The sequence below is a fragment of the Peptoniphilus grossensis ph5 genome (assembly GCF_000311825.1).
In the GTDB taxonomy this organism is placed as follows: Bacteria; Bacillota; Clostridia; order Tissierellales; family Peptoniphilaceae; genus Peptoniphilus_A; species Peptoniphilus_A hominis.
On sequence record NZ_HE978570.1, the window covers coordinates 95,078 to 107,880 of the forward strand.

12 protein-coding genes are annotated in these 12,803 nt (G+C 36.8%); 4 read left to right on the forward strand and 8 right to left on the reverse strand.

From position 1 onward, the window contains the following. Positions 1-55 precede the first annotated feature (55 nt). The 6 genes from HGPG_RS09685 to HGPG_RS09710 all read right to left on the reverse strand — a co-directional run bounded on the left by HGPG_RS09685 (position 56) and on the right by HGPG_RS09710 (position 5,462). Entirely contained in the window at positions 56-808 is a 753-nt protein-coding gene (locus HGPG_RS09685) for an ABC transporter ATP-binding protein (RefSeq protein WP_019125893.1), read from the reverse strand. Next, positions 805-1,827, reverse strand: coding sequence for an ABC transporter substrate-binding protein (locus tag HGPG_RS09690; RefSeq protein ID WP_019125894.1), 1,023 nt, complete (start codon positions 1,825-1,827; stop codon positions 805-807). Before HGPG_RS09690 ends, HGPG_RS09685 begins: the two co-directional genes overlap by 4 nt. Next, positions 1,824-2,585 carry an ABC transporter permease gene (locus HGPG_RS09695; protein WP_019125895.1) on the reverse strand — a complete coding sequence of 254 codons (762 nt, stop codon included), beginning with the start codon at positions 2,583-2,585 and terminating at the stop codon, positions 1,824-1,826. Before HGPG_RS09695 ends, HGPG_RS09690 begins: the two co-directional genes overlap by 4 nt. Continuing rightward, positions 2,557-2,856, reverse strand: a complete 300-nt coding sequence (locus HGPG_RS09700; protein ID WP_036732177.1) for a thiamine-binding protein — start codon at positions 2,854-2,856, stop codon at positions 2,557-2,559. The genes HGPG_RS09695 and HGPG_RS09700 overlap by 29 nt, the downstream gene beginning before the upstream one ends. Positions 2,857-3,086: 230 nt before the next feature. Then, the gene (locus HGPG_RS09705) at positions 3,087-3,662 is read right to left on the reverse strand and encodes a nitroreductase family protein (RefSeq protein WP_019125897.1); all 576 of its coding nucleotides are present in this window, start codon (positions 3,660-3,662) and stop codon (positions 3,087-3,089) included. Positions 3,663-3,716: 54 nt separating this feature from the next. Continuing rightward, a complete protein-coding gene (locus tag HGPG_RS09710; RefSeq protein WP_019125898.1) occupies positions 3,717-5,462 on the reverse strand; it encodes an ABC transporter ATP-binding protein in 1,746 nt (581 codons plus the stop codon). Between the two features lie 149 nt (positions 5,463-5,611). Between HGPG_RS09710 and murJ the strand changes: the two genes are divergently transcribed. The 4 genes from murJ (at position 5,612) to HGPG_RS09730 (ending at position 10,060) form a co-directional block, all read left to right on the forward strand. Next, positions 5,612-7,213, forward strand: a complete 1,602-nt coding sequence (murJ, locus tag HGPG_RS09715; RefSeq protein ID WP_019125899.1) for a murein biosynthesis integral membrane protein MurJ — start codon at positions 5,612-5,614, stop codon at positions 7,211-7,213. A 126-nt stretch (positions 7,214-7,339) separates the two neighbouring features. Then, positions 7,340-8,737, forward strand: coding sequence for a hypothetical protein (locus HGPG_RS10025; protein ID WP_019125900.1), 1,398 nt, complete (start codon positions 7,340-7,342; stop codon positions 8,735-8,737). Positions 8,738-8,864: 127 nt separating this feature from the next. Beyond that, positions 8,865-9,335 carry an HD domain-containing protein gene (locus tag HGPG_RS09725; protein WP_019125901.1) on the forward strand — a complete coding sequence of 157 codons (471 nt, stop codon included), beginning with the start codon at positions 8,865-8,867 and terminating at the stop codon, positions 9,333-9,335. Further along, entirely contained in the window at positions 9,332-10,060 is a 729-nt protein-coding gene (locus HGPG_RS09730; protein ID WP_019125902.1) for a putative ABC transporter permease, read from the forward strand. The genes HGPG_RS09725 and HGPG_RS09730 overlap by 4 nt, the downstream gene beginning before the upstream one ends. Before the next feature lie 43 nt (positions 10,061-10,103). Here HGPG_RS09730 and pyk read toward each other — a convergent pair whose 3' ends face one another. Next, positions 10,104-11,837 (reverse strand): pyruvate kinase, encoded by a 1,734-nt coding sequence (gene pyk / locus HGPG_RS09735; protein ID WP_019125903.1) that lies wholly within the window; start codon positions 11,835-11,837, stop codon positions 10,104-10,106. An 8-nt stretch (positions 11,838-11,845) separates the two neighbouring features. Next, on the reverse strand, positions 11,846-12,799 hold the full coding sequence (locus HGPG_RS09740; RefSeq protein WP_019125904.1) for an ATP-dependent 6-phosphofructokinase: 954 nt from the start codon (positions 12,797-12,799) through the stop codon (positions 11,846-11,848). Between the last annotated feature and the right edge of the window lie 4 nt (positions 12,800-12,803).

Genomic DNA, 12,803 nt, shown 5'->3' on the forward strand with positions numbered 1-12,803 from the left:
TTCAAAAAGATTATGATAATATATTTATTTAAAAAAACGAGGTCAATGCCTCGTTTCAAATAAGTTTATCAAGTTTTTCGATAATGTATTTTTTGTATTCAATAAATTTTTTGTCTTCAAAAAAATTTTCTTGAAAGTCTTCTTTTATTTCGATTTCATCAATTATAGTTCCTGGGTTTTTTCCCATGATGTATATTCTATCTGAAATCTTAACTGCCTCTTCAATGTCGTGAGTTATAAAAATCGTAGAAATTTTCATCTCATTAATAATATTTTTATACCACTTGTGAATGGAAGACTTAGTTATGGCATCAAGGGCAGAAAAGGGCTCATCTAAAAGTGCAACTTCATTGGAAAAGACGTAGGTCCTAAGAAGGGCTGCCCTTTGCGCCATGCCGCCAGAAAGCTGTGAAGGATACTTATCCTCTGTCCCTTCAAGACCAAAGTCTTTAAAGTAGCCGCGAACTTTTTCTCGGGCAATTTTTTTCTTGTCGCCACGAAGAACTAGAGGTAGAGAAACATTGTCTATAATTGTCATGTAGGGAAGGAGAAGGTCCTTTTGCAGCATATAGGAAATTTTACCTGCCACGCCAGTTACCTCTTCTCCCTTTAGAAAAACTCTACCCCTATCTGGTTTTAAAAGACCAGCTATTATGTTAAATAGCGTAGTCTTTCCAGAGCCAGATACTCCAACAAGGGAGACTAATTCACCCTTATTTAATTTAATGTTTATGTCCTTTAAGACAAGCTTGTCGCCAAAGGACTTGTCAACATCTTCTACTCTTAAAATTTCTAATTTTTCACTCATTTTAATTTTTCAGGATTTACAAAATCATTAGTGAAACCAAAATCCTTAGGAATTTCCTTGTCAATTAATTTGTTTTCCCATAGCCAAGCGTAGAAATTATTCCATCTGTCTGCATTTATTTCACCAAAATAATTTGCATCGTCTTTGTACTTGTCAGCTATATATTCCATTGCCTTTACTGTGTAGTCTTTGTCAAGTTCTGGATTTAATTTAACAAGAATTTCTGCTGCTTCCTTTGGATTTTCTGCTGCATATTCATAGCCCTTAGAGAAGGCACGCATAAATCTCTTTGCCACATCTTCCTTGTCCATTAAGAAGTCGTTATTGGCAATTAAAATTGGTGTGTAGTAGTCAAAAATTGGGTTGATGTCTTTAAAGGCAAAATAATTAATTGGCAGATTTTCCATTTCAGCTCTAACGCCATCAACTGGATAGAAGATCCAAACTGTGTCAATGTCCTTGCCTTGGATTGCTGCAATATTATTTGTAACATCACCAGGAATTAAGTTGACCTTAGAAAAATCTCCACCGTCATCTTCTACAACTTGCTTTAAAATTGCTTGTTCAATTGGAAGACCCCAAGTTGAGTGGTTATGTCCTTCCATGTCCTTTGGTCTTTCAATATTTTTGTCCTTGGCAGAAAAAATACCTGAAGTGTTGTGGTTTATTATTGCAGCAACAGCTGTTACTGGAAGTGGTTCATCACTTGCAAAGGCTGGTGCAATTGTGTCTTGGAAGGATACTCCAAAGTCAGCCTTGCCTGATGCAACAAGAGCTTCAGCTCCATTTGCTGGTGGTTGGTTTACTTCAACTTCAATTCCTTCATCGGCAAAAAATCCCTTGTCCATTGCCACATAAAGTCCTGCATGGTTTACATTGGGATCCCAGTCAAGTAAAAAGCTAACTTTTTCTGTTGGGACATCCTTTTTTTCTTCAACTTTTTTATTTTCAGTTTTGCCACAAGCTGTAAGCATAAGGCCTGCCAATAATAAAACTGATAATTTTTTTAAATTTTTCATTTTTCCTCCGTCCACGGCATCATCTTTTTTTGTATGAAGCCAACTAACTTCATCAAAATAAGAGAAATTGCCGAAATTAAAAATATAACTGCAAACATCTTGTCAAAGGAGTAATTTTTTTGAACTCTAATCATATATACTCCCAGTCCCTTATAACCACCGAGCCACTCGGCTATTACTGCACCTACAACAGAATAGGAAACTGCAATTTTAAAGGCTGAGAAAAAATTCCCCAGGCTCTCAGGCAGTTTAATGTACCTATAAATTTCTGTCTTGCCAGCACCCATTGCCTTTAATAATTTTACCTTGTCTTGATCCACCTCTTTAAAGGCCTCAAGAAGAGACACTGCAACTGGAAAAAATGTTACGATTACAATAAGGGTAATCTTTGGTGCAATGCCATAGCCCATCCATAGAACCAGTAGGGGTGCAATGGCAACTGTTGGCACAGTTTGTGTCAAAACTAAAATTGGATAAAGTGCAGAGTAAATAAAATCTGACAAATCCATTAGTAGGGCGGCAATAAAGCCAAGACTGACGCCAACAAATAGACCTAAAAAAGCCTCTGTAAGTGTTGTGCCCAGGTGTGACGAAATTGTAGAAAAATCTGTCACAAAGGCCTTTATAACATCAAAGGGTTTGGGCAGTAAATAGGGTCCTACTATTCCCCTTGTGGTTACAAAATGCCAAATAGCTACAATGATTATTATCAAAGAAGCTGCTGAGATATTATCCTTGATACTTGCCGGTTTTTTCATCTATAGTCAAAATCCCCTTTTCAGAATAAAAAGTCTTGGAATAACAAGCAACTTGTTCCGAAATTTCTCCTGCCATCTTGACGCAGTTTTTTAGAATTTCAAAGGCTTTGTCAAAGTCATCTAATTCTATAACTGTTTCAAAGGGCGTAACAACATAATTTACTTTTTCGCTTTTAATATATTCAATTACCTTGTCTACAACTTCAACAACAGATTCTGTTGTGCCTTCTTTAGTTGTAGGAAGGATTTGTATAGCTACTGAAATCTTCATATTAACCTCCTCCAATAAATTTACAAAATAAATTTTTGCATAAAAAAAGTCTCCAAAGGGAGACATACTTTTCCCAAGACAGCATTACCTGCCCTGGTCCAAAGGGTTTAAGGATAACCTAATCTCAGCAAAAGCTCCCCTGATACTTTTATTATAGTCATTAGAATTTTTTATTACAAGGGCAAGTAAAAGAAAAAAAGTAGACTCTCGCCTACTTTTTATGCTTATCTTTATTCAATTACTCTTAAAATTTCATCAATTGGCTTCTTGACCTTTTCTTCTGGTTCTTCTTCTATTTTTCCAAAAGGCATCTCTGCTATAAGTTCCCAGGAGTCAGGAATTTCATAAAGTTCCTTTACCCAGGAGTCAATGACAGGATTGTAGTGTTGGTTGCTTGCACCAATCTCCTCATCTCTTAAAGCCTGCCAAATATTTAGCTGGACCATGGCAGCTGAATGATGACCCCAAGTTTCAAAATATTCTTTGTAGGAAGGTATATTTTTTTCCTGAGCCTTAATTTCATCTTTGTCAATAAAAATTAGGGCAGTTCCCTTGGCGTGATAAAAGCCATGGAATTTTTCTTCCTTAATTTTATTGTCAAAAGTTTCATTTACCCTCTTCCAAAAGTCCTTGGACTTGTCGTCAAAAAGCAAGAGGACCCTAGTAGTTTGTGAATTCATGTGTGAAGGAGTGATGTTTAGGACATCTTCAATTAAATATTTTATCTCTTCATTGGATAGATCCACATCTTCTGACAAATTGTAGTAAGACCTTCTCTTTTTAATAATTTCTATATATTCTTGCATAATACACCTCGCTAAATTCAATACTTATAAAGATGATACCCGAAAACAATTAAATTATTCTAACCTGCCGCCCTTGGTGTAGAGGTTGTAATAGTATCCCCTCTTTGCCATAAGCTCTTGGTGACTTCCTCTTTCCACAATGCCATCTCTTGTCATTACAAGGATTAAGTCTGCATTTTGTACTGTTGTAAGCCTGTGGGCTATGGTAATAGTTGTCCTTCCCTTTGAAAGTTTTTCTATGGAATCTTGAACTACAATTTCACTTTTGTTGTCAAGGGCAGAAGTTGCTTCGTCTAAAATTAAAATTGGCGGATTTTTTAAGAAGACTCGGGCAATGGAAATTCTCTGCTTTTGTCCTCCAGATAGTTTTACACCACGCTCGCCAACATAGGTGTCAAAGCCATTAGGTAGGCTCTTAATAAATTCATAGGCACCGGCAAGTTTTGCAGCCTCAATAATTTCTCTATCACTGGCAGTACTTTTGCCGTAGCCAATATTGTCCTTTACTGTGCCAGAAAATAAATAGACATCCTGTTGCACTATGCCGATGTTTTCTCTCAAGGACTTTATTTTTATGTCACGCACATCAATGCCATCAACTGTGACAGACCCAGCATCCACATCGTAAAACCTTGGAATGAGATTGCAAATTGTAGTCTTTCCTGCACCACTTGGACCAACTATGGCAAGCTTCTCGCCTGGCGTTATGTCCACAGAAAAATTATTTAAGACCTTGCCCTCGCCCTTGCCATAGGAAAAGTCCACATTCTTAAAGTAAATCTCTCCCCTAACATTTTTTATCTCAAGAGCATCTTCCTTGTCCTTGATGTCAGACTCTATAGCCATAATTTCTGCAAATCTTTCAATGCCTGTCATTCCCTTTTGGAACTGCTCAGTAAATTCAATAATTCGTCTAACAGTTGCAAGAAGGGACTGGATAAACATTACATAGACAATTAAGTCCTCGGGACCAATTTCTCCCTTCATGAGGAAGTAGCCGCCACTTGCAATTAAAATCAAATACATAAGTCCGTCGAAGATCCTGTTAATTGTGTTAAAGCCAGCCATAGACCTGTAGTATCTCTTTTTAATTCCAAGGAATTTGTTGTTTTCCTCAGTGAATTTTTCCCTTTCCACATCTTCATTGGCAAAGGACTTTACAACCTTTATGCCAAGAAGGGAGTCTTCAATGGAAGAATTTAGGTGACCAATGTGGACCCTTTGATCCTTTTGTGCCCTTCTCATTTTATTTCTGTAGTGACCAGAAAAATAAATCATAAGTGGAATCATAAGATAAATAAGAAGTGTCATCTTTACATTTATCTTAAGAAGAATTATTAGTGAGATGATAATTTTTATGGCGCCAATAAAATATTCTTCGGGACAGTGGTGGGCAAACTCCGTTATGTCAAAGAGGTCGTTGGTAATCCTTGACATGATGACGCCAACCTTGGTCTCGTTGTAAAATGTATCAGAGAGACCTTGTAGGTGGGCGTAGAGGTCTCTTCTCATGTCCGTCTCAATACGCGCACCCATTATGTGACCAATGCTGGTCATAAAATATTGGGCAATGACTTCTATTGTCTTAATCAGAATATAAATCAGCGAAAGCTTTAGAACAAAGCCAAAGGTAATTGACGCTAAATCATTCATGCCCCTATTAGTTAAAGCTCGAAGAAGCAGTGGCAAAATCATTTCACTTGCCGTAGTGAGTCCTGCACAAAATAAGTCTAAGAAAAGAGTAAATCTATATTTATAAAAATAGGGCAGAACTTTTTTTATCAAATGTTTATTTTTCATTTATCCTCCTAATTTCATGTTAAATAATATTTTATATAAGCAATGATAACACATAATTAATTTTCTTTAAAATACTTGAAATTCCCTTTACTTGACATAAAATTTTAAACAAATTATAATTTGATAAGACTTATAAAGGAGATTTTAAATTGGAAAATAAAAGTAGCGCAGGATCAAGAATTGCAAAGTCCACTCTAGCCATAATTATATTTTCATTAATAGGAAAAGTTTTTGGTTTCTTTAGAGAATCACTTACTGCTTATGTCTTTGGCGCAGGAATTGAAATGGATGCCTTCTCCCTTGCACAGGGCGCAACGGCAACTATATCTGCCTTTGTCACACAGGCAATAGCAACAACTTATATACCCTCAGTGCAAAAGGCTGAAATGGAACATGGCAAGGACAGAAAAAATTATTTCACAAATAATTTACTCTTCATTGCAAGCTTAGTGTCCTTTGTCCTAATTGCCCTTGGAATTATTTTTCCTAGACAAATTGCACTTCTAACAGTTTCCACAAAAAATCCCGAAACTTATGCAATAGTAATAAAACTAATTCAAGTGGGCATGCCCGTAGTCTTATTTTCATCCTGGGTTGGAGTAATGGAAGGCTATCTTCAACATGGCGGCAAGTTCGCAGCAGCTGGTGCCATTGCCATTCCACTTAACTTAACTTATATAATTTATCTTGCCCTATTTTCTCGTCATGTTGGCATAATGGGATTAACCATAGCCTCTGTCCTTGGAATACTGGCACAATTTTTATTTTTGCTACCCAATGCAATGAAAATTGGTTACAGACCAAAGCTTGTGGCAGACTTCAAAGACGAGTATGTGCGAGATGCAATAGTCCTTGCCCTTCCAGTCTTCGTGTCAGTATCAGTCAATGACATAAATATAATTGTCAACAGACGATTGGCATCTACCATGGGTGAAGGCGCAGCCTCAATTTTATATTACTCAAATAAATTAAACACCATGATAATTGGGATCTTCATAACAGCCATAACAGCCATAGTCTTTCCAATCCTGACAAAAACTTTGGGTTCAGGTGACATGAAACTTGGCAAAAAAGTTATGAACGCATCAATAAAGACAGTCCTATTTATAACAGTGCCAGCAACAGTTGGTCTAATAATATTGGCGAGACCACTAATAGAAATTGCCTTTGTCCGTGGTTCCTTTACCATGGCTGACGGCATTGCAGCAACATCAACATTAAGGTGCTACTCCTTATCACTAATTTCAATTTCAGTAATAAATGTATTAAATAGAATTTATTACTCCATTGAAGACACAAAGACGCCCTTTTATGTTGGGGTGACAAATGTAGCCATAAATGTTGGCTTAAACCTTTTAGTGGCAAGACACTATGGCACAAATGGACTAGCAGCATCAGTTTCCATTGCCACGACAATTGCCCTCTTTATTTCCTTTATCCTATTAAGGAGAAAAATTGGAAATCTAGGAACCAAGTCCTATATCAAAGCCTTGATTAAAACATTTATGGCTTCAATAGCAATGGGTCTTGTGGCACTTTCCTACTTCCCTTACGAAAAGCTCATCATGTCCTTTACAAGTGGAGGAGTCCAAACACTATTGAGGCTAATACTCTTGATGCTAATAGTCTTTATAGCAGCTTGCGTCTATGTCCTCTGCCTATACCACTTAGGCGTGCGCGAAGTTCGCGACATAGCAAAAATTCTTAAGGGCAAAATGGAAAATAGAAAATTAAAAAGTATAGAAAACTAATTATTTTGGCTCGAGAAATCGAGTCTTTTTTATTAAAACTTTTTTAAAATTTTTTATAAATTTATCAAGTTAATGTATTTATTTTCTATTTAAGTGGTATAATATAATTTAATTGGAGGTGTTATTATGGGTGGCTTAATAATTGTTGCCATTATTGTAATCGTTTGCTATTTTATGTGGAGAAAGAATCAAAATAAAAATACTCCAACTGAAAAGAAATCTATTGAAAGTAAAGAAAAAGCAAGTGGTGAAAAGCTACATAAGGCAGAAGATCTTAAAAAGCTTGATGACTCTGTAAAAACTTCTAAGGCTGAAAAAGATCTTAAGATTGATGAAAATTCTGCCAATGCTTTTGAAGTAAAAGAAGAACAAAAATACGATGGTTCTAGGAAAAAGGATCGTGGCAAAAAGAGAAGAGAAAAGAGAAAGCTAGAAGCTGAAGAAGAAAAGAAAGCTCCTGCTACAAAAATTGATGATAAAAAAGTTGAAGCTAAAGCTGAAAAAGTTGAAAAGCCAGTAGAAAAAGTTGAGCCAAAAATAGAAGAGGCAAAGGCAAAAGTTAATGAGCCTGTGAAAAAGGTTGAGCCAAAAGTAGAAAAGGTTGAAGCAAAGGCTGAAGTTAAAAAAGAAAGTGCAAAGCCAGTTGAAAAATCTGAAGTTAAAACTGAAAAGCCTGCTGAAAAAGTTGAAAAGCCAGTAGAAAAAGTTGAAGCAAAGGCTGAAAAAGCTCCAGAAAAAACTGAAGCACAGGCTGAAAAGATCGAGCCAAAAATAGAAGAGGCAAAGGCAAAAGTTAATGAGCCTGTGAAAAAGCTTGAGCCAAAGGTTGAAAAAGTTGAAGCAAAGCCTGAAGCTAAAAAAGAAACTGTAAAGCCAGCAGAAAAAGCTGAAGTTAAAACTGAAAAGCCTGCTGAAAAAACTCAAGCTAAGGCTGAAAAATTTGAAAAGCCAGTAGAAAAGGTTGAACCAAAAATAGAAGAAGCTAAGGCAAAAGTTAATGAGCCTGTGAAAAAAGTAGAGCCTAAGGTTGAAAAAGTCCAAGAAAAGCCTGAGGCTAAAGAAAAAATTGAAAAGCCAGCGGAAAAATCAAAAGCACAAAAAATTATTTCTACTAATGAAAAGTACAGCCACATTATAAAAGCCCTAGGCGAAAATCCTTGGGAGCTTGCCAGTGAAAAGATAAACATCAAGCTTGAAGACCTTAAAACTAAAAAGCCTTTAGATGAAAATCTTTCAGTTGATGATATTAAAAAATCACTTACAAGAGAAAACCTATCTGAATTTTTAAATATGGTAAAGACTAATCCAACAATCCTAAAGAGAAAGGACAAGGTCACTTACGAATTTACAATTAAAAACCCAGATGAAATCAAAAAAATTGCAGAGAGATATTCTCTAAGCTCATCAAATTTTGAAAAGGCAAGTTCTTTATTAACTGTTGACAAGGAAAGTGCAAAGCTCTTAGAAGTCACAGATATTTTGACAGAAGGCGAAAAGAGAATTTACATCGAAACAAAATTTTAGTAAAATATAAAAGTCATAGAGATATGGCTTTTATTTTTTTGCAAAAAATTTTAAATGTTTTAAAAATTTAACAAAAACTTTGAAAAATTTTTACTTTTATAAATTAGAATAAGACTGAGGAGGATTTATGAATAACAAAGAAAAACTTGAAGAGATCATCGCCTTCTTAAGTGAGAACACTCGATTTGATGAAACAAAAAATTTCATACAACATGGCAACACTTCTGTCTACACTCATGTTATTTCTGTTGCAAAAAAATCCATTGAAATTGCAGAAAAATATAATTTAAGAGTGGACATGGACTCCATGATAAGGGGCGCCCTTCTTCACGACTACTTCCTCTACGATTGGCACGATGGCAAAAGGGAAAGGTGGATTCATGGCTTTACTCATCCCATGAAGGCTTATAAAAATGCTAAAAGTGAAATAAACTTAAATCGCCTTGAGAGAGATATTATCATAAAGCACATGTTCCCCCTAACTATACTTCCCCCAAGGTATTTGGAATCTTGGATTGTAACTTACTCTGACAAGTATGTTTCTGCTGTGGAAACTATTTCGTCAAGATTTGTGAAAGTGGGTTTAGAAAATTTATGAGAATTTCAGAATTATATCTAATATTTTTTATCTACTCCTTTATTGGCTGGTGGTGGGAGAGCTTCCCCTGCTCCACTATTGAGCTAGATAGATTTTATAACCGAGGCTTTTTAATTGGACCAGCCTGCCCCATCTATGGCATTGGCGCAAGCATATCTTACTTGATGCTTAAAAATTTTGACTCAAGCCTTTACATTTTTATTTACTCTGCACTTTTATCCTGCACCATTGAGTACATCATAGGATATTTTTTGGAGAGATTTTTTCACCAAAGGTGGTGGGACTACAGCGCCTATCCCTTCCAAATTAAAAGTAGAGTTTGCCTATATGGCCTTATAGTTTTTGGCATGGCAAATATTATTATAGTCAAGCATTTTACTCCAGTCATGCTATTATTTTTATCAGCTGCTGAAGACAGAGTTATCGACTCTCTAGCCATAGTATTTACTGCCTTCTTCGCCATTGACCTTATCTTAACTTTAAATCACCTTCTTGGACTTTCTAAGAGCTTGGATAAAATTTACTTGGTCCTAAAAGTTAGAAGCGACAACTATTTTAACTATCTCAACGAGTCAGAGCGTTTGTCCAATTTAAAATTGATGTCGGAATCAAAAAAGTTCAAGGTAAAATTTGAAAGCTTTAACTCAAACTTAAAAGGCAGAGAAGAAAGTTTTAAGAGAATAAACTACACAAAAATAAAAGACCTATTTAGTGATAATTTTTAATAATCACTAAATAGGTCTTTTTTTATTGGAATTTTTTAAATTTTTATCTTCTAACAGTTCCATCTACTGGGTCAATAGTTATAATGTCGCCAGTTTTTATTTTTTCTGTAATATCTTTTACTCCAACTATGGCAGTTTTGCCGAGAGAAATTGCTGCCACTGCTCCATTAGATGTGAAGCCTGCCTCTTCTGTTATAAAGCCCGAAGATTTTTCCATGTAAGGAATCATCCTGCCGTCAGTTCCTTGACAGACTATGATGTCCTTGGTCTTAAAGTCATCTTCCAAGTCCTCAATTGTCTTTGCAACTATGGCTCTCGCCTTCTTTTTCTTCTTGCCTATGGGAGTTCCTCTTCCCAAAATCTCTGAAACACTTTCGATTTTTAGAAGGTTAGTTGAACCGGCGATTCCTGCAGGCACTCCTGCTGTTAAGACAACTAAGTCGCCAGACTTTATAAATCCCTTTGCAACTGCAATCTCCATTGATGCGTCAATTAAGTTGTCTGTGTCCTTGAAGTTTAAAACTTTTACAGGAGAGATGCCCCAGACAAGGCTAAGTTGATTTTTAATTTTTTCAAAGGGCGTTGATGCAATTATTGGAGTCTCTGGCCTAAATTTTGCAATGGCTCTTGAAGTGTTGCCTGAAGTTGTGGCTGTGATTATAGCCTCTGCTCCAAGGTCTCTTGCAATTACGCAGGCAGATCTTCCTATGGCGTTTGTCATGGATTTTTCCACATCTCTAATTCTATTTTCCAAAATCTCCTCGTGGTCAATAGTATTTTCTGTGTATTCCAAAATTTTTCTCATTGTCACAACGGCTTCAATTGGATATTTGCCGCTGGCAGTTTCTCCTGAGAGCATGACTGCACTTGTGCCATCAAGAACTGCATTGGCAACATCATTTGTTTCTGCACGAGTTGGTCTTGGGTTTCTTATCATGGAGTCCAGCATTTGCGTTGCAGTTATGACAGTCTTGCCAACAATGTTACATTTTTTTATAATTTCCTTTTGCACAATTGGCACAGCTTCTGTCTCGATTTCAACGCCCAAATCTCCCCTGGCAACCATTATTCCATCAGAAACTTCTATTATCTCGTCAATTAAATCCACTGCCCTTTGGGATTCAATCTTGGAAATAATTTTTGTAGTATAGTCCCTCTCTTCTTCCAAAACCTTTCTTATGGCGAGGACATCTTCTCTGGACCTTACAAAGGATGCTGCTATAAAGTCTATGTCTTCCTTGACGCCAAACTTTATATCTTCGATGTCTCTTTCTGTTAGGGCTGGAAGATTTAAGTTTGCACCAGGCACATTAACTCCCTTGTGAGATGAAATGGTGCCAGAATTTTCCACTTCTGTTATAATTTCTTCTCCACGAATTTCTTTCACCAGAAGCTCCACAAGTCCGTCGTCAATTAAAATTTTGCCGCCCACTCTTACATCCTTGTAGAGGTCCTTGTAGGAGATGCTGGCAATTTTTTCATTTCCAAGTAAATCCTTGTTGGTTAAAATAAATTCCTCGCCACTTTGAAGAAGGACTTCTCCATCAATATCGCCCAGCCTAATTTCTGGTCCCTTGGTGTCAAGCATTATGCCAATGGGTATATCCATTTCCCTTCTTAATTTTTTTATTCTGTCAATTTTTAGCTTGTGTTCCTGATGGCTTCCGTGAGAAAAATTAAGTCTTGCAACATTGACGCCCTCTGTGAATAATTTTCTTAAAACTTCTTCACTTTCACTGGCAGGTCCAATGGTTGCAACAATTTTTGTCTTTTTCATAAATCACCTCATATAGAAACAGTTTTTAGTATATCTAAAAGATCTTTTCTAAAAACTTTTTTAACTTCAAAAATTTCGTCAAAGTCCCTGGATATTGCCTTGCCATCTTTAAAGCCAAGGGCAAGAGACCTGCCAGCCTTAGCTTCTTGAACTGCCAAGTAGCCAAGTTCTGATGCCAAAATTCTGTCGAAGATGCTTGGGGCTCCTCCCCTTTGGATGTAACCAAGGACAGTTACTCTTGTGTCTATGCCTGTAAGCTTTTGAAAGTCTTCTGCAAAGTCAAAGGCAGAGCCACAGCCTTCAGCCATTAAAATTATGTGGTGTTTCTTGCCCCTGTTCTTGCCCATAATTGCCTTCTCTGCAATTTCATTTATGTCTAGGGGAATTTCCGGAACGATAATGGACTCAGCTCCAGAGGAAACTCCAGAGTAAAGGGCAATGTCGCCGCAGTCTCTGCCCATTACTTCAACGACATTGGCACGACCATGGGCTTCTGTTGTGTCCCTAATGTGACTTACTGCTTCCGTTACAGTTTCCACTGCCGTCATAAAACCAATGGTAAAATCTGTGTAGGCAAGGTCGTTGTCAATGGAACAGGGAATGCCAATGACATTTATGCCGCGGTCCCTCAACATTTTTGCCCCGCGAAGGCTTCCGTCGCCTCCAAGGACAATTAGGGCATCAATTTCAAAAATTTTAATGGAATTTATTGCCTTCTCCAGTCCCTCTTCTGTCATAAATCTTTCCGACCTTGAAGTGGATAAAATTGTTCCACCTCTTTGAATGATGTCGGCAACAGAAGACTGAACTAATTTTTCAAACTTGGCATCGATTAAGCCTTCATAGCCTCCACTTATGCCAAAAACTTCTATTCCTTCGTATATTGAAGTCCTAGTCACTGCTCTTATTGCGGCATTCATGCCAGGGGCATCGCCGCCACTTGTTAAAATTGCAATTCTCATACGC

Excerpts from the sequence above, each read along its gene's own strand:
- HGPG_RS09705 (WP_019125897.1), bottom strand. The coding sequence starts at position 3,662 with ATGCAAGAATATATAGAAATTATTAAAAAGAGAAGGTCTTACTACAAT.
- HGPG_RS09725 (WP_019125901.1), top strand. The coding sequence starts at position 8,865 with ATGAATAACAAAGAAAAACTTGAAGAGATCATCGCCTTCTTAAGTGAG.
- HGPG_RS09740 (WP_019125904.1), bottom strand. The coding sequence starts at position 12,799 with ATGAGAATTGCAATTTTAACAAGTGGCGGCGATGCCCCTGGCATGAAT.
- HGPG_RS09700 (WP_036732177.1), bottom strand. The coding sequence starts at position 2,856 with ATGAAGATTTCAGTAGCTATACAAATCCTTCCTACAACTAAAGAAGGC.
- HGPG_RS09695 (WP_019125895.1), bottom strand. The coding sequence starts at position 2,585 with ATGAAAAAACCGGCAAGTATCAAGGATAATATCTCAGCAGCTTCTTTG.
- HGPG_RS09730 (WP_019125902.1), top strand. The coding sequence starts at position 9,332 with ATGAGAATTTCAGAATTATATCTAATATTTTTTATCTACTCCTTTATT.
- HGPG_RS10025 (WP_019125900.1), top strand. The coding sequence starts at position 7,340 with ATGGGTGGCTTAATAATTGTTGCCATTATTGTAATCGTTTGCTATTTT.
- HGPG_RS09685 (WP_019125893.1), bottom strand. The coding sequence starts at position 808 with ATGAGTGAAAAATTAGAAATTTTAAGAGTAGAAGATGTTGACAAGTCC.
- pyk (WP_019125903.1), bottom strand. The coding sequence starts at position 11,837 with ATGAAAAAGACAAAAATTGTTGCAACCATTGGACCTGCCAGTGAAAGT.
- HGPG_RS09710 (WP_019125898.1), bottom strand. The coding sequence starts at position 5,462 with ATGAAAAATAAACATTTGATAAAAAAAGTTCTGCCCTATTTTTATAAA.
- HGPG_RS09690 (WP_019125894.1), bottom strand. The coding sequence starts at position 1,827 with ATGAAAAATTTAAAAAAATTATCAGTTTTATTATTGGCAGGCCTTATG.